The 22,941-nt window shown below is 40.4% G+C and carries 19 protein-coding genes; 7 read left to right on the top strand and 12 right to left on the bottom strand.

All coding sequences use genetic code 11. From position 1 onward, the window contains the following. Positions 1–43 precede the first annotated feature (43 nt). The 4 genes from PR833_RS09615 to PR833_RS09600 all read left to right on the top strand — a co-directional run bounded on the left by PR833_RS09615 (position 44) and on the right by PR833_RS09600 (position 5,900). Positions 44–2,584: a fimbria/pilus outer membrane usher protein gene (locus tag PR833_RS09615; RefSeq protein WP_163885979.1), complete on the top strand. Its 2,541-nt coding sequence runs from the start codon at positions 44–46 to the stop codon at positions 2,582–2,584. 120 nt (positions 2,585–2,704) lie between these two features. Next, on the top strand, positions 2,705–3,970 hold the full coding sequence (locus PR833_RS09610; RefSeq protein WP_272526058.1) for a hypothetical protein: 1,266 nt from the start codon (positions 2,705–2,707) through the stop codon (positions 3,968–3,970). A 34-nt stretch (positions 3,971–4,004) separates the two neighbouring features. After that, the gene (locus tag PR833_RS09605) at positions 4,005–4,772 is read left to right on the top strand and encodes a fimbrial biogenesis chaperone (protein WP_004926106.1); all 768 of its coding nucleotides are present in this window, start codon (positions 4,005–4,007) and stop codon (positions 4,770–4,772) included. A gap of 75 nt (positions 4,773–4,847) precedes the next feature. Next, the gene (locus PR833_RS09600; protein ID WP_004925938.1) at positions 4,848–5,900 is read left to right on the top strand and encodes an isoaspartyl peptidase/L-asparaginase family protein; all 1,053 of its coding nucleotides are present in this window, start codon (positions 4,848–4,850) and stop codon (positions 5,898–5,900) included. 69 nt (positions 5,901–5,969) lie between these two features. Here the strand turns inward: PR833_RS09600 and PR833_RS09595 are convergent, their stop codons facing one another. The 8 genes from PR833_RS09595 to PR833_RS09560 form a co-directional block, all read right to left on the bottom strand. Continuing rightward, positions 5,970–6,449, bottom strand: a complete 480-nt coding sequence (locus PR833_RS09595; protein WP_004925940.1) for a FidL-like protein — start codon at positions 6,447–6,449, stop codon at positions 5,970–5,972. Beyond that, a complete protein-coding gene (locus PR833_RS09590) occupies positions 6,450–7,439 on the bottom strand; it encodes a winged helix-turn-helix domain-containing protein (RefSeq protein ID WP_014656923.1) in 990 nt (329 codons plus the stop codon). Between the two features lie 475 nt (positions 7,440–7,914). Continuing rightward, positions 7,915–9,924 (bottom strand): TonB-dependent receptor plug domain-containing protein, encoded by a 2,010-nt coding sequence (locus PR833_RS09585; protein ID WP_272526064.1) that lies wholly within the window; start codon positions 9,922–9,924, stop codon positions 7,915–7,917. A gap of 108 nt (positions 9,925–10,032) precedes the next feature. After that, positions 10,033–10,878, bottom strand: coding sequence for a ModD protein (gene modD / locus PR833_RS09580; protein WP_072502573.1), 846 nt, complete (start codon positions 10,876–10,878; stop codon positions 10,033–10,035). Further along, complete coding sequence (locus tag PR833_RS09575) at positions 10,875–11,693, bottom strand: class I SAM-dependent methyltransferase (protein WP_036942078.1); 819 nt, start codon at positions 11,691–11,693, stop codon at positions 10,875–10,877. The genes modD and PR833_RS09575 overlap by 4 nt, the downstream gene beginning before the upstream one ends. A 10-nt stretch (positions 11,694–11,703) precedes the next feature. Beyond that, positions 11,704–12,471, bottom strand: coding sequence for an ABC transporter ATP-binding protein (locus PR833_RS09570; protein WP_036942075.1), 768 nt, complete (start codon positions 12,469–12,471; stop codon positions 11,704–11,706). After that, positions 12,468–13,472, bottom strand: coding sequence for a FecCD family ABC transporter permease (locus tag PR833_RS09565; protein WP_014656919.1), 1,005 nt, complete (start codon positions 13,470–13,472; stop codon positions 12,468–12,470). The genes PR833_RS09570 and PR833_RS09565 overlap by 4 nt, the downstream gene beginning before the upstream one ends. Beyond that, positions 13,469–14,494, bottom strand: a complete 1,026-nt coding sequence (locus PR833_RS09560) for an ABC transporter substrate-binding protein (RefSeq protein ID WP_163767745.1) — start codon at positions 14,492–14,494, stop codon at positions 13,469–13,471. Before PR833_RS09560 ends, PR833_RS09565 begins: the two co-directional genes overlap by 4 nt. 202 nt (positions 14,495–14,696) lie before the next feature. Between PR833_RS09560 and gntR the strand changes: the two genes are divergently transcribed. The 3 genes from gntR (at position 14,697) to gntU (ending at position 17,783) form a co-directional block, all read left to right on the top strand. Continuing rightward, complete coding sequence (gene gntR / locus PR833_RS09555) at positions 14,697–15,692, top strand: gluconate operon transcriptional repressor GntR (protein ID WP_004926113.1); 996 nt, start codon at positions 14,697–14,699, stop codon at positions 15,690–15,692. 193 nt (positions 15,693–15,885) lie between these two features. Further along, a complete protein-coding gene (gene gntK / locus PR833_RS09550) occupies positions 15,886–16,428 on the top strand; it encodes a gluconokinase (RefSeq protein WP_004925965.1) in 543 nt (180 codons plus the stop codon). Further along, positions 16,425–17,783 carry a gluconate transporter gene (gene gntU / locus PR833_RS09545; protein WP_004925967.1) on the top strand — a complete coding sequence of 453 codons (1,359 nt, stop codon included), beginning with the start codon at positions 16,425–16,427 and terminating at the stop codon, positions 17,781–17,783. Before gntK ends, gntU begins: the two co-directional genes overlap by 4 nt. 223 nt (positions 17,784–18,006) lie before the next feature. Here the strand turns inward: gntU and PR833_RS09540 are convergent, their stop codons facing one another. From PR833_RS09540 to PR833_RS09525, 4 genes are all read right to left on the bottom strand, one after another. Next, entirely contained in the window at positions 18,007–19,239 is a 1,233-nt protein-coding gene (locus PR833_RS09540; protein ID WP_040132721.1) for an SGNH/GDSL hydrolase family protein, read from the bottom strand. Next, positions 19,190–20,377, bottom strand: a complete 1,188-nt coding sequence (locus PR833_RS09535; protein WP_041705094.1) for an SGNH/GDSL hydrolase family protein — start codon at positions 20,375–20,377, stop codon at positions 19,190–19,192. The genes PR833_RS09540 and PR833_RS09535 overlap by 50 nt, the downstream gene beginning before the upstream one ends. Further along, positions 20,364–21,782, bottom strand: coding sequence for an MBOAT family O-acyltransferase (locus tag PR833_RS09530; RefSeq protein WP_004925973.1), 1,419 nt, complete (start codon positions 21,780–21,782; stop codon positions 20,364–20,366). The genes PR833_RS09535 and PR833_RS09530 overlap by 14 nt, the downstream gene beginning before the upstream one ends. 260 nt (positions 21,783–22,042) lie before the next feature. Beyond that, positions 22,043–22,849 (bottom strand): protein bax, encoded by an 807-nt coding sequence (locus PR833_RS09525; protein ID WP_272526057.1) that lies wholly within the window; start codon positions 22,847–22,849, stop codon positions 22,043–22,045. Positions 22,850–22,941: the final 92 nt, after the last annotated feature.

Raw genomic sequence — 22,941 nt, 5'->3', positions numbered from 1 at the left:
ACGATTAACTTTGGGAATATAAAGGCAAATAAAGGTCAGTGAAATGGAAATGAAATTATTCAAAATAAGTATGTTATCGTCACTAATTTTTTTGTCTCTATATTCCTATGGTGACGATTATTTTGATCCAACAATGTTAGAAAGTCAGTTGGGGGTTGACGCATCTCAGATTGACTTATCTAAATTTACTGCAACGAATAGTGTGCCTCCTGGTGAGTATTTGATCACTGTTGAAGTAAACCGTAATATTCTGGGTAGTAAAAAAGTTAATTTTAAATTAAACCCTCAAGGTGAGGTTGTTCCCGAGTTTACTCCAAAACTTTTGGAGGACTGGGGCGTGGCTACTAAAACTTTACCGAGTTTCAATGGCGTTAATCCGGATACCTCTATTTTAGACCTTTCTAAATATATTCCAGATGCTACGGTGACACCTAACATCCAAAACCTAAGATTAACGTTAACTATTCCTCAAATAGCTATGGATAACAAGGTACAAGGTTATATCGATCCTAGCTTATTAGATGATGGTGTTCCTGCATTATTTTTTAATTATTTTGTCAGTGGTAACAAAAGCAGAAATGACGCAAATGAAATAATTAAAAATGAAAATATGTTTGCGAACATCCGTGCAGGGTTAAATGCAGGACCTTGGAGGTTAAGATCAAATTTAGCATATAGTAAGTCTAAGGGAGAAAAAGACCAAACGAATTTCTCTAACACTTATGTTATGCGTGCACTACATTCTATCAAATCCACTTTTTCTGTCGGGGAAATCAGCTCAGGAAGTGATGTTTTTGATGCCGTTCCATTGAAAGGGATGAAAATTGCATCTGATGAGCAAATGTTACCTAGTAGTATGAGAGGTTTTGCACCTGAAGTTAGAGGTATCGCGCAGTCAAATGCAATGGTCACTATCCGCCAGAATGGTTATATTGTTTATCAAACTTATGTTTCCCCTGGTCCGTTTGTCATCAAAGATATTTACGCTACAGGAAACGCGGGTGACTTAGATGTCACCATTAAAGAGGAGAATGGTACTGAGAAAACATCAACAGTTGCCTTCTCATCTTTACCTGTGATGCTTCGTCCTGGTGGTTATAAATATGAGGCCGTTGTAGGTCGTTATGATGGTGGATATACCAAAACCTCTAGAGAATCTGATTTCTTTTTAGGGTCATTTATTTACGGATTACCTACAAATAGCACACTATACGGTGGGCTATTGATGGCTAAAGACTATTTTTCTGCTGCGGCAGGTCTTGGAATATCTTTGGGAACATTTGGGGCGTTATCTGCAGATATCACCCATGCGACAGCAAATATGGATGGTAATCTTGGTGATCGTTCAGGGCAGTCATTCAGAATAAGATATTCAAAAAGTATGGCATCGACAGGGACATCTGTTGACTTGACAGCTTTACGTTATTCAACTCGTTCGTATTTTAGTTTTGCTGATTTTAATAACTATGACCATAAGCTAAAAGATAATGTGGCACCGTGGTTAAATCAACGTCAACGTAGTAGCTTCACGACGGCACTAAGACAGTCGTTAGGGGAGTACGGAAGTGTTTATATCTCCGGTAGTATTTATGACTATTGGGAAATAGATAGGAAAGTGAAACAATTATCCATAGGATATAATGGTTCATTTAAAAAAGTTAACTACTCAGTAAACTACAGCATTGACCGTATTAAAGATAAAGAAAGTTGGCCTGAGAACAGACAAATATCTATCAACGTAGATATTCCATTTAGTATATTCTCTAATAATGAATTAATAGAGAATATGTATAGTACATATTCTTACAGTCAAGATAATGATGGTTATATTAACCAACAGGTAGGGATCAGTGGTACTTCCAGAGATGGTAGTTTCTCTTATGGAATTTCTCAAGCATATGGAAATAAAGGAGTTGGTGGAAGCGGTACGCTAAGCTCTAGTTACTCTGCACCTAATTTTGGCATATCTGCGGGTTATAATTACTCAAAAAATAACCAGTCTGTGAATGGTAGCTTGTCCGGTGGAATGTTATTACACGAAGGCGGAGTGCTGTTTAGCCGTACAATTGGTGATAGTGGTATTATTATTGAGGCTCCAGAAGCAAAAGGAACAAAAACGAATAACCAAAATACCGTTGTTAACGGGCAAGGTTATGCGTTATATCCATATGCAACACCTTATAGCTCTAATATTGTGACCCTAGATGTGAATACTTTACCTGATGATGTCATGCTGAAGGAGACAACCAAGACTATTTATCCATCGGCAGGGGCTTTTGTTAAGGCTAAATTCGATACAAAAGTGGGTTATCAGGTGCTCTTTAATATACGTATGGCAAATGGAAGTGCAGTACCTTTTGGAGCCATCGCTACATTAGTAGAAAGTAACGTGGTAGAAGAAAATACAGGTATTGTAGGTGATAATAATAAGCTATTTATGAGTGGATTACCTAATTCAGGTACATTAAATATTAGCTGGGGAAGTGGTCAAGAACAACATTGTGTATTGAAATTCACCGGCCTAGATAAAGTTATCACAACAAGTACGCAGCCTGTTCGTACTCTTGCTGCAGAATGCCGCTAGCTTGTTATTAATACACTAAAAAGTAAATCATTTATTTTATTGATAGCGTTCAAAATGAACATGAGATGAATTAGCGCATTATAAATGATTGACTGTATATTTGTTAAGGTAGGTTCAGTTATGAGTAAAAGTATTTCTAAATGTTTGAAAGCGATTTCTTTATCAGCTATGTCGATAGGGATGCTTTTTTCTAATGCGCATGCTGAAGGTCCAATGCAGGCAGGTCAAATGATTGTACAGCTCTATGGTATGATTGACCTAGATGATGAAGTTCCTGAGGGGACACCTCATCTGCTTGATGCAAGGATGATGGGTGCGACATCGATTACGATGGGGCCTCCAAATTATGGTATTTATACCCAATATCCCGAAGCTGCCCCCCACTATTACGATTCAAGGCTTAAGGATAGAAAATGGGATACAGATTTTGCAATAGTCGGTATCTCTAGCTATTCAGGCCGCTGTAGAGCAGAGGACTTTAACCCTGCAGAACATACGGTATTAGGTCAGGGTAAAAAATTTGCTTATAAAATGAGACACTCAAACGACTCTAATTTATTCGCATGGGTTGTTCCTAGCTTTAAAGTTGATATTAATTTAGACTTACCTAAGGGCACTCAAGGGTTACATACATCATATTCGGGTTTTCTTGGTGAACCGATAGCAAACCTTATCACGGTTGACCCAAAAAATACCTCTGGTTTAAATTTATGTTATATTCCACCAGGTTACATTACCATAGGCTATGGTGGAACCAAACATGTTCAGTTTTCTATTGCTAAACCTTTAGAAGTCTATTTAAATGGAAAAGCGGTTCCTGGTGACTTTACGATGAATAATAGTACCTATAGACTTGTAAGCTTAGGAGGACATAAAGGTTTTAAAGCTGATGGGGAGATAAAGGTTCGGTTTGTTACCAATGTTAAAATAGCCCGAGTTTGTCGTATAAGTGCAGCAAGTGGTACTGTATTCCACGAAACTTTTGGCCGTGCTGATTCAATCCCACTAGAATCGCGGTTAACATTTAACTGTAGCGGGCAAGGGAATCCGTTATATATGTCTGCAATCCCGAAAATGGGTGAAGCCAAAGGTGACAATTTAACGAAGCTGGAATTAGAACAAATTGATTCAGGTGAGAAGAGTACAGTAAAACCTTGGGTTATAGGGGCACCATATTTTGATGGTGGTAATATCCCTGCGCTGAGTTGCGACGCAACGAATCAATCAAATTTAATTAAGTTTGATAATTCAGATATTCCACTAAACAAAAATGCGCAAGCTGAAAATGATAACTTAAACATACGTTGGTTAATGTGTAAGAATCGTGATGTAAAACCTGGTAAGTACAAAGGAAGAGTTGAATTACTAGTGTATACTAAGGTTTGATCAATATTAAGCATTAATAGTTTAAGAGAGTAATATGAGACAGCTAGGCAAGATAATATTTATTTTAGGTGCTCTATTCTTTTTGTCGATGACATCTGCATATAGTAACATTCCGGATAGTATTAGCTTTCAGTTAATACGGAGTACTTATGTTGAAGGTAATAAAAGTATCTCTATTTCTTTACGGAATAAAGAGAGTCTCCCTTATCTGATCCAAGGCTCTATGGAAGCATTAGATACGAATACGGGCATTACTTTATTGAATAGTAATACTGAAGAAATCCCTTTCATTATTACGCCACCATTACACAAATTAGAGGGTAAAACTCGCTATTATTGGCGAGTTATCTTTGCTGGTGATGTGTCAAAAATGCCCAAAGACAGAGAGTCTGTATATATCGCTAAATTTAGAGCAATACCAACCTCTGAAGTACCAAAGGAGGGTGATAATGTCGAGCATAATTCTGAGTTATCGGTAGTACGCGTGATGAATTTTAAAGTATATTACCGACCAAAACAGCTCGAATATTATAGAATTAAAGAAGAGTTGGATAAATTACAATTTAGGGTGGAGAATAATGAACTTATTGTTACAAATAATTCACCTATATATATGACTTTCGAAGATATTTCAGTGAATTCTATTGAGATTGATAGAAATGAAACATTTAAACCATTGATTCCTAAAGGAGAGCAAAGGTTTAAACTGAAAAATAAATCTGTTCCTAGTGGCGCGAAAGTAACTTGGAGAGTGCTGGACGAGTTTTCTATGCCTTTAGAACAGCGTACAACAACGTTATAAACGACTCATCTTAGTTATTTCCGGTCTAAAACTCAGAAAGAGTAATATTTGGTAATTAGTTTACACGGTTTTCGAATGAAAAAAATATTCTATATACATAAAATACTAGCGCTTTTTCTGAGTTTTTTTATTTTATTATTCCCATTTTCTTTTGCAATGTCTCAACAAAATAATAATTTTAGGTTATTAATTCATGGAGGAGCTGGTGATATAACAGAAAAATCACTTATACCTCAATTACAGAAAGAACATGAATTAAAGTTGAAAGAAGCTTTGCAAGCAGGGTATGAAATTTTATCAAAAGGTGGAGACAGTATTGAGGCTGTACAGGCCGCTGTGATCATCATGGAGGATTCTCCATTATATAACGCGGGTAAAGGCGCATCTTTAACTACGGATAATAAAGTAGAACTGGATGCTTCCATTATGGATGGACGTGACCATACCGCGGGGGCCGTCGTTGGGGTTTCTAACATTAAAAATCCAATTATAGCGGCTTATAAAGTTATGACCAAAAGCCCTTATGTTATGATGGGTGGTACCGGTGCAGAACAATTTGCAAAAGCTGAGGGGTTGGAACTCGTTGATCCTTCTTATTTTATTATTGAATCTAGACTTGAACAGCTAAAAAAAGTCAAAGAAATTAGCCATAAAATTGATCAAGAAAAAGGGCTAAATGCTGCCTTATTTGAAGATCCTCTGCTTTATGATTATAAATATGGCACGGTAGGTGCAGTAGCTGTAGATAGCCGTGGAAATGTTGCTGCGGCAACCTCTACAGGTGGCAGCACCAATAAGCATTACGGTCGTATTGGGGATTCGCCTATTATTGGGGCAGGAACATATGCTGATAATAATACAGTTGCAATTTCTACCACGGGGTTAGGTGAAGTTTTTATTCGTGGAGTGGCCGCTTATGATGTTGTGGCACAAATAAAATACAGTAATACACCGTTAGCAGAAGCGGTGATGAATACTTTAAACTCTGTGAAAAATATGGGTGGTACGGGTGGTATTATTGCGATAGATAGCAAAGGTAATTTTGTTATGCAATTCAATACGAAGGGAATGTTTCGTGGAACGATCGGTCAGGATGGCATTCCACAAGTAGCCATATTTGGGCCTTAGTTATTAACCCTTTTGAGTGTTTTTCTGAAATTTTCACGGCTGAGCCTACTTTTTCTAAGTAGGCTTTTTCTATTTATCAGCATGGCAAGTAAATGATGAGTAGGCTTCATCTTTGATAATGTAAATATTATCATCCATTTTAGTTAAATTAATATAATAGTGTATTTTTTCTTCTTCAAGCTGAATAAAGTTTGCAAACAGCTTTTGAGGAACGTTATCCGAACTTGTGATCGATAACGATTTAAACCGTATCGAATAATGGTTATTTTTATCAATCGCGTGGTAGCTAAAATAGAGCGCTCTATCAAGGCGATAAAAAATATTATTCTCCTTGATATAACCATACATATTCATTCTTCCGGTGTTATCATCTGCGACGAGTACACTGGTTTTTGACTTCAGCATAATCCCATCATCGGTACCGTTATCTTTTATCCATAAAATATCAGAGTTACAAATATTCACATCATTATCTTTATTATAGATAAATGTTGTTGTTGCCACAGCCGAAATAAAAACAAATAAAAACAATAAAATATATTTTTTCATTTAAATTCTCTGATCATTGATTGATACACAGTCATATTGAGCCTTTTTTTCCTTACAAATACTAAGGGATATATTTTTATCAATAGACTGAATACTATTCGGCTCTGAAAGTAAGATAACACGCTTAGGCTCTTGACAATTTACATTATATTTATCAAGTTTTTTATTCACAAAATCGATGCTATCTTTTGTTGAGCTTTCAATGAGATTAATAGGTATTTGTATCAAACATTTGTCTCGCTCACTGACTGTCATGTAGCTATTTACTTCCATGCTTGCATTAGAATTAGTGGTGTAATAGAAAACAAAAATGAACAAAAATAATGACATTGCAATCAAAGCGAACAAAATAGGGTTATTTTTAAATTTACCCTTATTCTGTATTTTGAGCAGTTGTGGCTCTTCTTGTACGGTTGATGATAATTCTGATATCGAATTATCTTGTCGTGGTTGATGAAGATGCTCTTCTATAATTGATTTCTGATCAACAAATTGAGTTGTTGCTTCCTCAGCATTTTTTTCACTATATTGTGAAGAATACGTAACGGAATGTTCATAGTCATCTAAACCTAAAGTAACATCACTGCTATTTAGTACGACTATCTCTTCTTCTGGCAAATATGGCGTATCGTTTTCATCAGTGATGGTTTCTAAGGCGTCACAATCAAAACGAAACCCTTTTTTAGGAACGGTAACAATAGATTTTGGGTCGATACCGATCAACTCAAATTTCTTTCTTATTTCACTAATATAAGTATTTAAGTTATTGTTTGAACCTACTAAGCCATACTCTTCCCAAACTTTTATCAGTAGCTCTTCTCTTGTAGCAATTTTGGATTTTTGGTTAAGTATGATGATTTCATTCAATAGTCGTGATGCAGGCTTTGATAACTCAACGAACTTATCAACTTCATTCTTTATAAAAATGAAGTTCTTACCTGTCTCAAAAATAAATTTATTATTTATGAGATAGTCTTTGCTATTTTTCATGAACACGGTTGCTCTCTCTAATTTCTAATCCTAAGACGGCGAAATCATGATAAAAACTGAATAATTTTCTAAAATCTAAAAGTATTAGTAAAAGTATATTTTTATGAATATTTATAATTCCTATAGTCTAAATACGGAATCAATTAACTTCAAGTATTGCGCTATGAGACTTTGATGAGTTTAGACTTAAATATATAGATATAGCTGATAAAACAGAGTTGTGTAATGTATAATTATGTAAAGTTAGAATTATATATCTGTATATAGCATTAAATATGTGTAAAAAACCATATATCACTAAAATATAGGTTTGGCTATGATAATGGGCTTAAGAGATTAAATATTATTAAGACGAATCCTAAGTACAAGCACCTATATTATTAAATTTTATTTGAAAATAGTGATTTAATATAAGTATTATTATCTATTTAATTATTAGGTAAGAGATGAACCTCTTACCTAAATTAATTGATGGTTAATAGTTATATTCAAATCCCAACCAGTAATTACGACCCTCTTCAATATATCCAGAGGTATATTGATATGACTTATCAAATAAATTATTCACTGACGAATTTATAGAAATTCCATGACCTAGATCATAATTAAAGCGAATGTCCGTTTTTGCAAAACCCCTAACTTTCTCATTACTATCAATATAATTAAATGCCCAACTTCTTGCTTCTTCTGTTACTGTAATGCTAAATGGTTCATTAGGCATAAACTTAATCCAAACGAACGCTTTATGTGTTGGTAATTCTGCAACATGTTTTGCGCTATCGTGTTTTGGGTCAGCATGAATATAACTATAACTTAAACCCGCAGCCATCCAGTCAGTAATTTGGCCATGACTGCCTAAATCAATCCCAGCATAATTAACCTTACCGCTATTACGGTTTTGATAAACGTCGCTGCCCGCGGCGGGGTCATAATGTATGTAGTGTGCCATGATGGCATCAGAGACATGATTATAATAAGCGCTAGCATTGTAGGACCAATCGGCGGTGATGTAGCCTTTATAAGTGAGATCAAATGTTAAAGCACGCTCTGCATCAAGATGCGGGTTGATGATAAAACTATCATTGTTTTTCATCTTATTTTTAGTGTAGCGCTCTTTTTGGGTTGGGAAACGGCTTCTATCTGACACTGAAAATTGTACCGTATCATTGTTTGCTCGATGATAACGGGCCATAAATTCCCAATTGAAGGCACGTTGGCGGTTATCTTCATAGTTTTCAATCCCAGTAACGACATTTTGTTTATTGTATAAATAACGTTTCCCATCATCACTATTGCGCCAGTCGTAGCCAAGCCCACCAATGATATCAAGCTGATCGGTTGCAACCCATTGGTATTCAGTGGCGATTGACCAAGTTTGATCTTTATAACGATCATAAGGAACGACTTTATTACTACGTGCGCGGTGGATATCTTCTTTCCAGTGGGCAGCGAACGACAGCATGTCTATTTCACGAAGGGTAAAATCGATACGCATGTCGGCACCATTACTGTAATCGTCATAGTGGCTGTAATTGTATTTGCCTGCTCGATAATCCTGAACTGATTTGTATTGATGGAGCGTATTTTTGAATTTGTCGTGATAGAGCCGACTTTGCAGCGCAATATCATTGGTAACTTGGGTCGTACCATTAAAGTAAATACTCTCTTTGTTATACTCTGGCCACTGCCAAATTTGCTGTTTTTTATTATCAGCACTGGGGGCGCTATTTTTATCGCCATCTTGTTTTAAATAAGTGACCACATACTCATCAGCGTCGCGTGGCGTCCAGCCCATCTTTAACATTAAACGCTTATCGTCTGTGGCTGAATTAGTTCGACGACCGTGACTACCGGCTAATGGGTTATTATCAGCCGAATCAGGCAACCCCATAAAACGCTGTTTGTATTGACTACCACTGAGCTGAATAAAGCCAAGATCGTTACGACCGCCTAAACGAGCGCTGATATTGCGCGCATTATCAGCGCCGCGAGCAAAGCCTTGATTTAGATTGATATTGGCCTCTAAAGGTTTTTTAGGTGTGGCGGTCGTTAAGTTTATGGCGCCACCCATCAAGTTGGGGCCTTGTAACAATGACGTATAGCCTGTCGACAACTCAACACTAGCGAGTTCGCTGGTCATAAAACGCCCAAGATCTAATGTTCCATCATAAGGAACATAAGTTGGGATACCATCAAAAAACACAGGTACTTGGCGACTATCAAAACCACGGACATTCACTTGAGTTTCATTACGATTACCTGATTTTTGGATCACTACACCAGGCATTGTACTAAGCGCTTGAGCAACATTTGTTTTATTCAGCTGCTTCATTTGCGCTTGAGTCATGATGTTTTCATCGGCTGCAAGTGGTGTACTCCAAACACTCATCACATCACGATTAGCTAATTTTTCAAAGGTGGCTGCAAAGCTGTGTGTAGTAAATAGTGCCATCCCAACTAAATAAGTGATCTGTTTTATTTTCATCATAAAATTCCAATTTGCCTAAATCGATATGTTGTTTTTTATATAACGATGTGCGTCGTTTATTGAGAAAACGAACCCTTTGCAACATAGGGTTCGTTTAAATTAGGTCTATCCTGTGAAAATGTTTACTTTGATATCTCTGGGGGGAGCGTAATAAGGAGCCGATGTGACAAACAATGTAATGCCTGTTTGCGCATACGCCTCTATTGTTTGTAAGTTGATCCCTCCGGCCGCAGATAGCCGACATAAACGATTTTGTGTTTGTATTTGTTGATGCAATTGGCGGATTTGTGCAGGGCTGAATTTATCTAATTGAACAATATCGGCGCCAGCCTCAATGGCGAGTGTCGCTTGTTGTCTATTATCTGCCTCAACAATAATCTGTTTTTCAGGGGCGGCTTCCCTAAGTGTATGAATATGCGAGTGCCAATCATCGGGGTCGGCAAGACAACGACGATGGTTGGTGAACAATAGAATGCTTTCCGCACTCCCTGCTCGGTGAATAATAGCGCCGCCAGCAATAATAGCGGTCAATGCAAGTAACTTTGTTCCCGGCACCGTTTTTCTTGTACAGGCAAGTTGGGCATCAGGTTGATAACGCTTTAAGAGACTGACCATTTGGTGGGTGTAGTGACTAACACCGCAGCACCATTCAAGGACGTTTTGTACGGCTTTCCATGCTTGATGAAGGGCTTCTACTGTTCCAGAGGCTTTTATTAAGCAGCTATTTTCTGGAACCACGTCGCCATCACGATAATTAGCTTGAAAATCAATACCGAGTTTATTTAGCATGCGTGAGGCAACATCAATACCACTGATACACCCACCCTGTTTCGAAACCAATGTCATTGTACCTGCTTGAGTATGCAGGCCTAAAGAGCGTGTTGTTAAATCGCCATATTGAATATCATCAAGAAGTAGCTGGTCGATAAAACTATCGGGTAAATAAATCATAATGTTAGACTCATTTCATCAACAACATCCCATGACACCATGGCCCAGTTGCGCGCAGGGTAGGGAATGCGCTTTCCTGACGCGAGTTGCAGGTCGTAATATTGGTGTAATTTTGCAATCTCTTCATCAGAGAGATTTTTGAGTGACCAATTGACGCTTTCGACAAAATCTTCAACCTGTTCAAATCCGCCTTTATCTGGGCTGTTAATAAAATCGACTCGCGCATTTATTCCCATTTGATGCAAAATATTCACCGCATAGATGTAAGTCGGTAAGCGAACGACTTCCCGACCAATAAATTGGATGATATTTTCATCAATAAAGGTTGGGTTTACAGTATGCGTGGTGTAAACACGTAAGTTTGCTTGGCGATTGAGCTTCAATAAGGCTGTTTTAAGGTCATCGACTAAAGTGGACCGTGAAGCGACGGCGATATCGACTTTAGGCAATTGCGCCCAGTTATCTTCCCATGCTAATTGTTCAAATCGAACATTATTGATATCCATTGCTTTCGCACGCTCTTGGGCAGCATCAAGCATACCTTGGCTGTAATCAATACCAATGACGGTGGTGAAATGCTTTGCCAGTGCCAAACAGACAGAGCCCGGCCCACATCCGACATCCAACAAGGTTTTTGCACCAGTAAAATCCATGAGTTCACGAAAACGAATTAAGTAGGGATCTTGTGGGTTTGCACAGGTTTGTGCCATTTTTTGCGCTTTTTTATCCCAATGCTCAGGCTCTTTGCGCGAACGCTGGGCTTGTTGCATATGTTGTTGGTACATCTGAGCAAAATCTAATTGGTCAATAAGCATAACTTTCACCTTAGCGAGTAAAATGAGCTGGAAGCTGAAAATGAGCGGCAATACTCTCTTCATCAATAGAATAGAGCCTTGCTAGGTTGGTAAGTGTTAACATACTTTCGGCGGAGCCTTGTCTTACGCCAGTATGTTTATCCAGTAAGATAACATTATCTGCAATGGCGGCAGCATGCTGTGGGTGATGAGTCGACATGAGAACAGTGATCCCATCTGCTTTTAATTGTTCAATTTGCTTCAATAAACGGATCTGGTTACCAAAGTCTAAACTCGCGGCGGGCTCATCCATAATTAACATGATTGGTTTTTGGATTAAGGCTCGGGCTATCAATACTAACTGTTTTTCTCCCCCACTGAGAGTGCTGTATAAACGCGAGGCAAGATGCTCAATCCCCAGCTTTTTTAGTTGTTCTAGCCCGAGTACGCGTTCTTTGGCGCCGGGAACAGAAAAGAGTGGGAGGTGAGGCGTCAGCCCCATCATGACCATATCTATGGCAGTAAAAGTGAACGGGGTATCATGAGCTTGAGGTACGTAAGCAATTACTTTCGCTATATCAGCCGGTTTATAAGAGGTGAGTGACTTTTCTTTTAATAAAATGTGACCTTCAAGAGCAGGAAGAAGCCCTAATAAAGTTTTCATTAGCGTTGTTTTGCCGCACCCATTCGCACCGAGAAGGCAGGTCATCGCGCCAGCTTGTAACGCGAAATTAATTTTTGTCATAATGGCTTGATGATGATAGCCAATCGCTACATTTTCCAGTCTGATTAGGTTCATTTGGCACTCCGTGTTTGTAAAAGGATTGCCAAAAAGAAAGGGGCACCGACCGCTGAAGTTAATATGCCGAGTGGAAGCTCAATGGAAGCAATAGTGCGAGCGAGTGTATCGGTAATGAGTAACATAATGGCTCCAATAGCCATTGAGGCAGGGAGTTGATAGCGGAAGTTAGCGCCCACTATCATTCGGGTGATATGCGGAACGATTAAGCCAATCCAACCGATGATCCCTGCAATGGATACCGCACTGGCGGTAATCAATGTTGCTGAAATAATAAATATTGTTCGCATTAAGCTGACATTGATCCCCAAACTTTTCGCTTCTTCATCAGAGAGACTCAGTAAATTCATGCGCCAGCGCAACAGTAACAGTGGCATAATGCCAACCAACATAATGGGCAACACAGACAGTAGGTCGCTTTGGGTGATGGATGAAAGCCCGCCTAATAGCCAGAAGGTGATAGAAGGCAATTGGGTATAAGGGTCTGCAAGAATTTTTATTAAAGAGATGGCTGCACCACATAAGGCGCTGATCGCAACACCAACTAAGACGAGAGATAAAATGGGGTCATGCTGGCGCGCCATTCGGGCAATTAGGCACACTAAAGATACTGCCAATAGCCCACCAACAAAGGCGGCTAGTTGAATGTAGAGCAGCGATTGACCTAAAAATATACCAATAACAGCACCTACCCCAGCCCCCGCTGAAACCCCAAGTATATCGGGTGATACTAATGGATTTCGAAACATTCCCTGATAAGCCGCTCCTGCAATCGCCAGTCCTCCTCCAATCACCATCGCGGCGAGTGTGCGAGGAAAACGTATTTGCCAAAAAACAGTGGCATTGCGTGGGTCATCGGCGAGAGTTTGTGAGGTAAATTCAGACACAACTAAATCAATGAGCTGATTAAGCGTAAGTGAATACTTACCACTAATTAATGCAATGATCAGGGCGCCGATAAAAACGATAACAAGAAGTAACGGTTTGATTGTGCGACTCATGATAATTCCATCAATCTATCAATTTGCGTATCAGTCACCGATGAGTGATAAAACAGATGGAAAAATTGTTTGATGTCATCGCGTATGGTGGATTCGATTTGTTGATCAAAATGGCTTTGTAACCGGCGCATGCCTAAGAGGCGGTTAATTCCTGGGGGGCCATCAAGCCAACCAAATGGCATTCCTCCAAAGGTCAGTAATTGGTTAGTGGCAATCGCCGTTAACCCTTTCCATAACGCGGATTGGCGAATAAATTCCTCGGCTTCTTGATATTGAGTAATAATAATATCGGGGTTCCAATCATACAGTTGTTCCATTGAAACCTCTGTTAACCCCCTAAAATTAGGAATATCGGCGACATTACGGAAACCTAATATTTCTATGGCTTCAGTATGAATAGAGCCTCGGGTGCCTGTTTGTAAACCTTTGGCGCCTCTAGCTAGGTAGAAACTGGGGGCATTCGCATGGTGTTGTATGGCGAATTGTTTCGCGTCTTGCAAATAGTGTTTGGCAAGTGTGCTGAGCGTTTGAGCTTGCTGCGGTACATTTAAGGTCTCACCGAGTTGAAGTAATTGCTGTGCTGAATCTTGTAGCCCTCCGGCTATCAGTAAATAAGCAATGCCTGTTTGTTTGGCAAGTTTCGCCGCCTGAGAGCGATAAGTGTCATCAATATTTCCAGTATCAATTATTAACTGTGGGTTATAATCGAGCAGCTTTTCCAAAGATAGCGTACTTCCTCGACCTGCTAGGCGACCATAAATAGGCAAATCTCGCCATTGTTGAGCAAATAGTTCGTCATGCTCTTTTTGCAAATGAATGGATGAGAATCCAACCATTTTTTCAGGGGCTAAAGCAAATAGCAGTAAATCTGCAGGTGGACCAGAACTCATTACACGCTGGATTTTGTTTGGTTGTGGTAATACACCAAACAACGCTTGTTCAATGCGCCCATAAGCAGGCAAATAAGCGAGTGCCGCTAACGCCGCGCAGGATTGAATAAAGAGTCTACGATTGATTCCCATAGTGCTAAAAAGAAATTTCGTTATATTTATTGATATATAGCGCGGAAGTTAACGGAGTCATACTAAGGAGTCAATAACAAAAGAGACATTAGTCGGAAAACTCCGCTATTCTGTGATGTAAATCAGTAACAAACATTGCTATCCATACAAAGATCGCTGAACATAGTCACTCGCACTTGCGTAAGTTAGAAACACGGAATATATGAAGAAAAAAAGACCCTCACTACAGGATGTTGCCGACAGAGTCGGTGTCACGAAAATGACAGTTAGTCGCTTTTTGCGAAACCCAGAGCAGGTTTCTGAAGTGTTACGCGGTAAAATTGCTCAAGCGGTGGAAGCGTTAGGGTATATTCCCAATAAGGCCCCCGATTTGCTGTCTAATGCAACCAGCCATGCGATTGGTGTTCTGTTGCCGTCGCTGACCAACCAAGTTTTTGCTGAAGTGATCCGCGGTATTGAAACAGTGACTGACCATTATGGTTATCAAACCATGCTAGCACACTATGGTTACCTTCCTGAAAAAGAAGAGGAGCGTTTAACTTTTCTACTTTCTTACAATATTGACGGTGTGATCTTAGCAGAGCGTACCCATACTGATCGCACGCTTAGAATGTTGAAGACCGCTGGGATCCCTGTGGTTGAGATCATGGATAGCGTCTCTCCGTGTTTAGATGTTGCTGTCGGTATTGATAACTTTGAAGCCTCACGGCAGATGACAGCAGCTATGTTAGCGCGTGGCTGCCAACATGTGGTGTATCTTGGCGCTCGATATGATGAACGGACCTTTATTCGGCTACAAGGCTATGAGCAAGCGATGCGTGATGCGGGATTGGAGCCTCGTAATGTGATGACGCAAGCAAGCTCTTCTTATTCATTAGGCGCTCAGTTACTTCATGAGTGCAAAGAAAAATACCCCGAGGCAGATGGTTTATTTTGTACCAACGACGACCTTGCCATCGGTGCTATTTTTGAGTGCCAGCGTCTTGGCATTAAAGTTCCTGAAGATTTGGCAATATCAGGGTTTCACGGTCATGATGTTGGGCAAGTCATGACGCCGAAATTAGCCAGTGTTTTAACCCCTCGGGATAGTATGGGGCGTAAGGCCGCCGAAGTACTGCTTGCGCGCATTAATGGTAAAAAGTTACCACAAACGTTATTTGATGTTGGTTTTGAGTTACTGCCCGGTGAAAGTATTTGAAATTAAAAAGTGATGCAGCATATTAGTGAGAGAGGCATCACAGATCTCTTTATTTCCCTATCAAGATAATTGCTAAAAATAGCCGCACTGCTGATAATGTTACTGGTAACTGTTACCGGTAACAATTCGGTTTCTATCATCGGTAAACAAAAAATAAGCGTACCTTTTTTATTTAACACCTGAGGAGTTTCCCATGAGTGATACCCAAGCACAAAATTATACATTTGTTTTTATGGGGGTATCGGGTAGCGGTAAATCGGCTGTCGCAAGCGGTGTCGCTCAAAAAACAAATGCGGCTTTTTTAGATGGTGATTTTCTGCATCCGAGAGCAAATATTCAAAAAATGGCTTTGGGCCACGCACTGAATGATGAAGATCGCCAACCTTGGCTTGCAGCATTAAATGATGCCATTTTTGCAATGCAGCGAACCAACCCTATTTCTTTGGTTGTATGCTCTGCATTGAAAAAAAGTTATCGCGATAAGTTAAGAGAAGGTAATAAGAATCTCTATTTTATCTACCTGAAAGGGGATGCTGAGCTCATTGAAAATCGCCTCAAAGCACGTAAAGGGCACTTCTTTAAGCCTGAAATGTTGGTATCACAATTTCAGGCACTGCAAGAGCCTACATCAGAAGAACAGGATGTTCATGTTGTCGATATTCGCCCATCACTTGATGAAGTGATTGAAAATACACGTACGGCTATTCATCAAATTGTTTCTGGAGGCAATTCATGAACACCCCAGTTGAAGCATTAAGCACACTGACACTCGTTCTGACTGCGGTCGGCTCTGTGGTTTTATTACTGTTTCTTGTCATGTACGCCCGTTTACATGCTTTTGTTGCATTGATGATTGTCTCTATCGGCGCTGGATTATTTTCAGGTATGCCAGTGCAAGACATCACAGAAACGATGCAAAAAGGGATGGCAGGAACACTCGGTTTCTTGGCTATCGTTGTCGCACTTGGCGCCATGTTTGGGAAAATTTTACACGAAACAGGCGCGCTCGATCAGGTTGCGACAAAACTACTCCAATTATTTGGGGAGAAAAGAGCGCATTATGCTGTAGGGATCGCCGGTTTAATCTGTGCATTACCACTATTTTTTGATGTTGCGATCGTGCTGTTGATTGGGGTGGTATTCGCTGTAGCAAACCGCACAGGTCATAATGTTGTTCGCATGGCTATTCCGTTGTTTGCTGGGGTAGCAGCTGCGGCTGCGTTCTTACTCCCAGGGCCTACACCAATGTTGGTCGCTTCACAAATGGGCGCCGACTATGGCTGGATGATCTTAATTGGTCTGTGTGCGGCAATACCCGGTATGTTATTGGCAGGTCCACTCTTTGGCAGTTTTATTAGTAAACATGTCAGTATTGATATCCCAGCGGATTACCAAGCACCAACGATGGATCACGGCAAAATGCCAAGTTTCGGGTTTAGCCTATCTTTAGTCTTGTTCCCATTGGTATTAGTAGGCCTGAAAACTATCGGAACACACTTGGTTGAAAAAGGCTCTACGCTTGAGCATTGGCTTGAGTTTATTGGTCATCCATTTACGGCTTTATTATTAGCGTGTCTGCTAGCTGTTTACGGTTTAGGTTTCCGCTATGGCATGAATAAAGAAAAAGTCATGGAGGTTTGCTCTGCGGCAATCCAACCTGCGGGGATCATTTTATTGGTAACGGGTGCTGGTGGTGTCTTTAAGCAAGTACTTGTTGATTCCGGTGTTGGCCCCGCATTAGGTGATTCATTAATCGGTGCAGGCTTGCCTATTGCCGTTGCGTGTTTTGTCCTTGCTGGCGCTGTCCGTGTGATCCAAGGCTCGGCAACGGTAGCCTGTTTAACAACGGTTGGGTTAGTCTTGCCTGTAGTTGGTGAGTTAGGTTATTCAGGGGCACAATTGGCGGCATTAGCGACTTGTATTTCTGGTGGCTCACTCATTTTAAGCCATGTGAATGACTCCGGTTTCTGGTTGTTTGGTAAGTTTACGGGGGCAACGGAAGCTCAGACATTGAAAACGTGGACCATTATGGAAACTATCCTCGGTACTACAGGGGCAATAGTCGGTATGATCTTCTTCGCTTTCTTGTAATTTAACGACTCCCCGAAAGCCAATCGCGTTCGGGGAAGAGCAAAATAGGGCAATTCCAAAGAGATTCAATAAGCGAATTTTGTATGACCACTCGATAGGATGCGTACCATACGAATATTGTTGTTTATAGGTGGCGATGGTAATAAGAGTGGCAGATAATGCGATGAATGTATTTGCTGCTAAAAAGAATGGCGAGAGCGTATCTCGCCATTTGCTTTTTAGATTAGTTTAATAACTGGCTAAGCTGTTGATAAAAGCCTTGCGCACTTCTTTTATAGCCTTCGGCAGATAAGTGAACATTATCAGGTCGTGCGAGATCCTGTGCGGCCCATGAACGAATCGAGCAAGGCCCACCCATAAAATCCTGCCAATCCCAGAATAGGGTATTTTCTTGTGCTGCTATCGCTTTTTGGACCTTGATAACATTCTTTAAATGCACAGGCATTTTGGCATCGCAGCTTGTGGCATCGTTAAATTTAATTGAGTCATTAGGACCGACTAAAACGATGACACTTTTGGGCATATATTGGCGGATTTGACGAATTTTCTCACGCAAGCTTTGCTGGTACGCAATTAAATCTAACTTGTCGTTGAATGCTTCGTTAGTGCCATAAGCTAAGATCACCATATCGGGTGACATCTGTGCCAATGTTTCAACCCATTGTGGCTGCCATTTATCAATCATATTGATTGTCGCGCCATTAATGCCGATCGCCGATAACATAACGCCCGGACGATTTGAGCGCAACAGCCACCCTCCTAGCTTGAGGTTATTGTCATTACTTACAGTAACTTCAGCCGGTAACTGAGTATTCACAGGAGAAGAGAAGCGCCAATAATTGCCTGTTGCGGGTAATGCAACGGGTGATGAAGCCGCAGGGGAGACACTCATCTGACTGCCCGCTGTGTTTTGGTAAAGAGCTTGCAGTTGATAAACCCCATTTGCCGCTTGCAATGGCATCAGTTGTACAGTGCTCGCCGATGTCATTGGTAACGCGATAAGCCCACCAAGAGGGTAATCGAAACGCTCATCCTTACGGCTACTAAACAGTTCCCATTGCTGTTTATCGCTTCTACGGTTAATTGTCGCAGTGCGCTGCCCCGGAATGGAAATCGCAGGTACAAAACCTGGCCCCGCATCACCATAGCGTTGTTGGAACAATGTTCTTAAATTACCGCTAAAGAAATCGGCAGCAGTATGAGAATCCCCAATTTGAACAATATGGACCTGTTGATGACCTTGCTTTAGTTTGCTCGCAAAGTGGCTGAGGTTTGGCTCAGCGTTATTGATGAGCTGCCCACGTACATTCACATTTGTGAGTGTACCACCTCGTGTTGAACCTTGACTCGTCCGCTCGGCATCTTGTTGACAGGACAACAAGCTTAGCGACAGCAAAGCGATGACGCTAGCTGCCGCTAACTTGGATTTGGCTTGACGCAGTTTGTTCTGCTTCATGAGGTATCTCTTTTTCCTCTTCAAAATGAATTAATGAAAATACTTTTTCAGCTATCGCTTGTTGCCCTTTGGGGCTGAAATGGATCCCATCACCACTTCTGAGCTTAATTTTGCTGCTATCGTCGCCGAAATAATCGGAGTAAGTGAGGTCTTTGTATTTAAAGACATCATTCACGGAAAAATAAATTTCACCACTGTTTTCGACTTCGGATTGATAGAGACTCCTTAGGAACCTCATACCTTCTGATAGAGTAGATTTGCGCATATTGGGAGGGCCAACCCAGATAACATCGACATTATGTTGGCGCGCAGTCGTTAATATATCATTAATGCGAGAACGATACACCTGCTCCCATATTTCGCTTTTAAACTTCACATATTTATAGCCCGTATCTGGTGGCATATCCCATGGGTCATTAGGGCCAAGGAAAACCACCAGCACTTTAATTTTAGGGTTATCATTCAACGCTTTAGAAATGGTTTGCGGCCAATTAAAAAAGCGTGGATAAGCAAGCCCCGTGCTTTGCTTACTCAGGTTAATGCTATCGATATTATAGTGTTTCAATAGCATATTCTTCACATGTGGTGCGACACCTTGCATCATCGAATCACCCGCAAACAGAACCTGATCACCTTTCTCTAATTTCGCCACCGTTTTAGGCTCAATAGGCCCGGTATGAGCGACTTTTACTGGACCGAGTTTGTTGCCCTTTAATGTCGCCCGCGCTTGTTGGCGTTTGAGTAATTCAGGGAAGGTGACAGAGAGAGATTCTGCCGGATAGAGATAGCCATTAATAAAATGTAGCCCAACTTGATAGCCTTCAGGAAAGGTGCGTTTGCTATTTTCATTTGCGATGGCAAGTGCTTCTGCGTCTTTAGTATCTTGAGCATGTTGCCCTGACACATGATAGAGGAAAGTACTACCCGCAGCGAGTGAACCCTCATTTAAATAAGCACCATAATCCCAAACAGGGTTTCCAGACAGAGACGCCCAAGGGGGATCGCGGTGATATTTTTGCTGCCAAAAACGCTCTAATGAACCTTGATTGAGCCAAATTAATAATAGCCCTACGACCAAAACAATAAAAAAGACTTGTCCGGTTTTTATTAGATTTCTTTTAAACTCAGAAGTTAGCATAAATAAATCCCGGCATTCCTGAAGGTGAAAGCATAAACATAACAGTCAAAATAAGCGCGAGTGGAATAGGGTAATAGTACCAAGCTATATTTTGGTACTTTTTCGCAATATAGTGATATGACTGTACAAAATAAGGGTACAACAGCAATAATGCCCAAAATGCGATTAATAGGCCGAGGTTGGAGCCTATCGATGCAATAAATCCAGGCGCCCCAAACTGTGAGATCATCATGAGTGCGTCATCAAAGGTTTGGCTGCGGAAGAATATCCAAGCAAAGCAGACAAAATGGAATGTCACAATGCGCGATATAAGTGTGGTCGCGGTGTGATTAAATCGATTATTGGCCCAACCTAATTTTTCCATCCATAGATTCTTAAGGTTGAGTAAGACAATCCCTAGGCCATGAATGGCTCCCCAAATAACAAAGGTCATTGCCGCACCGTGCCATAATCCAGAAATCACCATTGCCAAAAAGACATTCGTATTCATCCGACTAAAGCCTTTTCGGTTGCCTCCTAGTGGGATATAGATATAGTCACGGATAAATGTCGAGAGGCTAATGTGCCAACGCGCCCAAAATTCCTTTAAGTTGGCCGCCATATAAGGCGCATTAAAGTTAACAGGAACTCGAAAACCTAAGAGTAAGGCAATACCAGTTACTAAGTTGGTATAACCTGAGAAGTTAAAATAAATATTCCATGCATAGGCATAGGTTGCGACGAGTATTTCCCCTGCACTGAAGCCTGCTGGCGCATCAAAGACAGGGTTCACAAAGTTTTCCGATAAATAGGCACTAAATAGAAACAGTTTAACCAGCGCTAATGAAATAAGTAGGATTGCTTTTCGCGCATCCAGTATTTCGCGGCTTTCTGCTTGAATTTGTGGAATAAAATTCTTTGCTCGGTTAATTGGACCAGCGACAATACTCGGAAAAAAGCTAAGGTATAGCACGACATCGAAGAAATCGGCTTTGGGGATCTCTTTGCGGCAAACTGAAAGTGTATAGCTGACGGAATGGAAAGCATAAAAAGAGAGTCCAAGCGGCGCTAATAATTCAATAATAGGTAAACCTACATTAAGCCCCAATTTATCGAAGGTTTGCTGGAGTGTTTCTTGAAAAAATGAGTAGTATTTAAATGCAGTAAAGCAACTGATTATTCCTATCGCGAGTAATGTAAATACCCATTTATTGGAAAGCCAATTTGAAACCCAATTAGTAAGAAAATAAATAAATAGGGTATAGCCGAATAAGATATAAGCAAAATCGGGATTAAAGGAATAAACAAAAAAATAACTTGCGGTTATTAGTAGCCCATTTTGAAGCTTCGCACTAGGCTGGCAGCTCCAGTAAATAAGGAAAAATACCAAAAAAGAGCCAAGAAACTCGAATGAGAAAAAATTCATATAAGACTCAGATTGTTAATTATTGTTGCATACTCGTCATACATCAAGTTAGCTGCGCTACCGACTACATTTATTCACACGTGCCACAAAATAGGGGATCTACTTAGTGTGTGTTTCTGTATCGCTTAACGGCATCTCGAATTATTTGAAGTATAAATGTGTATTCACATCATATTAATAATCGGCCTGGTTGCAATAAGAAAAAATCCACTTTATAAAAAAGTGGATTTTAGATGAGTACTTGTACCTGGTGATACAAATTAAATTCGAGTCGATGCCGTTTTTTGAGCTTGTGTAATCAGTTCTTCATTGCTCACGTACATCTCTTGCAAATAACGGTTATAAGAGGAACCTAGTTGTGAATACCCTTTCATATCATTGATAAGCTTGGTTGTATCTAGCTCATCTTTTGATAAACGTTGTTTTGCTCTAGACGATCGTAGTGACTCGTAGGCATTGTGAGTATTCATATTCTTCATATAGGCAGACACGGTCTCTTCAACAGAGTTATAGGCGGAATAGCCTTTAATTTTCCCCTGATTGACTTGGCAACCTCTGCCGCATCTCATACCAAATAAATTACCGTTTTGCTGTGCTAGCTGTGACGTTCCCCAACCTGACTCAGTGGCTGCTTGGGTCGCAACCAAATGGGTTGGCATGATATCAACACGGCTTAACAGCTTATCCCAATTGACTCTATTTGGGCTGGTACAGGTCATACCATAGCTATTACATATTTGAGCTAGACGGCGAAGTTCTTGTGCGCTCCACTTTTTGTTTTTGCGTACAGAAAGTAACCATTTACGCTCAGCCATGATTTCTTGATTGATTTTTTCAATCACAGGGACAATCGTTTTTAAAAACGCTTTCTTACGTGGTGTACCGGATGGGTATTTTCGCAAATCAGGCAGAGGTGTATGAGCCTGATTTGAGCTCTGCACGGCCTTGTGAGAATACTCTTTCTTGAGTGTGGTACTGGTACTTGTTGAGCCAAAACTCAACCCCGAAAATAAAAATAACAGTAAGAAAGCGAAGACGGCGTTTGTCCTCATCGTTCGAGAGGGCATTTGCTTCTCCTAATTTCTCTGAACAAAAATCGAGCGAATAGTAACAGAATAATTTTTGGGTAGCTACTTTTATCCGGATGACTTTAGCTAAA

It is taken from the genome of Providencia sp. PROV189 (genome assembly GCF_028480065.1).
Taxonomy (GTDB): domain Bacteria; phylum Pseudomonadota; class Gammaproteobacteria; order Enterobacterales; family Enterobacteriaceae; genus Providencia; species Providencia stuartii.
Note: the sequence above shows the minus strand (reverse complement) of the source record. Positions and strands in the feature narration are given on the sequence as shown.

Coding starts and splice junctions, on each gene's coding strand:
- PR833_RS09585 (WP_272526064.1), bottom strand. CDS start 9,924: ATGAAAATAAAACAGATCACTTATTTAGTTGGGATGGCACTATTTACT.
- PR833_RS09540 (WP_040132721.1), bottom strand. CDS start 19,239: ATGAAGCAGAACAAACTGCGTCAAGCCAAATCCAAGTTAGCGGCAGCT.
- gntK (WP_004925965.1), top strand. CDS start 15,886: ATGAGTGATACCCAAGCACAAAATTATACATTTGTTTTTATGGGGGTA.
- PR833_RS09575 (WP_036942078.1), bottom strand. CDS start 11,693: ATGCTTATTGACCAATTAGATTTTGCTCAGATGTACCAACAACATATG.
- PR833_RS09610 (WP_272526058.1), top strand. CDS start 2,705: ATGAGTAAAAGTATTTCTAAATGTTTGAAAGCGATTTCTTTATCAGCT.
- PR833_RS09605 (WP_004926106.1), top strand. CDS start 4,005: ATGAGACAGCTAGGCAAGATAATATTTATTTTAGGTGCTCTATTCTTT.
- modD (WP_072502573.1), bottom strand. CDS start 10,878: ATGATTTATTTACCCGATAGTTTTATCGACCAGCTACTTCTTGATGAT.
- PR833_RS09560 (WP_163767745.1), bottom strand. CDS start 14,494: ATGGGAATCAATCGTAGACTCTTTATTCAATCCTGCGCGGCGTTAGCG.
- PR833_RS09600 (WP_004925938.1), top strand. CDS start 4,848: ATGAAAAAAATATTCTATATACATAAAATACTAGCGCTTTTTCTGAGT.
- PR833_RS09525 (WP_272526057.1), bottom strand. CDS start 22,849: ATGCCCTCTCGAACGATGAGGACAAACGCCGTCTTCGCTTTCTTACTG.
- gntR (WP_004926113.1), top strand. CDS start 14,697: ATGAAGAAAAAAAGACCCTCACTACAGGATGTTGCCGACAGAGTCGGT.
- gntU (WP_004925967.1), top strand. CDS start 16,425: ATGAACACCCCAGTTGAAGCATTAAGCACACTGACACTCGTTCTGACT.
- PR833_RS09565 (WP_014656919.1), bottom strand. CDS start 13,472: ATGAGTCGCACAATCAAACCGTTACTTCTTGTTATCGTTTTTATCGGC.
- PR833_RS09570 (WP_036942075.1), bottom strand. CDS start 12,471: ATGAACCTAATCAGACTGGAAAATGTAGCGATTGGCTATCATCATCAA.
- PR833_RS09615 (WP_163885979.1), top strand. CDS start 44: ATGGAAATGAAATTATTCAAAATAAGTATGTTATCGTCACTAATTTTT.
- PR833_RS09535 (WP_041705094.1), bottom strand. CDS start 20,377: ATGCTAACTTCTGAGTTTAAAAGAAATCTAATAAAAACCGGACAAGTC.
- PR833_RS09595 (WP_004925940.1), bottom strand. CDS start 6,449: ATGAAAAAATATATTTTATTGTTTTTATTTGTTTTTATTTCGGCTGTG.
- PR833_RS09590 (WP_014656923.1), bottom strand. CDS start 7,439: ATGAAAAATAGCAAAGACTATCTCATAAATAATAAATTTATTTTTGAG.
- PR833_RS09530 (WP_004925973.1), bottom strand. CDS start 21,782: ATGAATTTTTTCTCATTCGAGTTTCTTGGCTCTTTTTTGGTATTTTTC.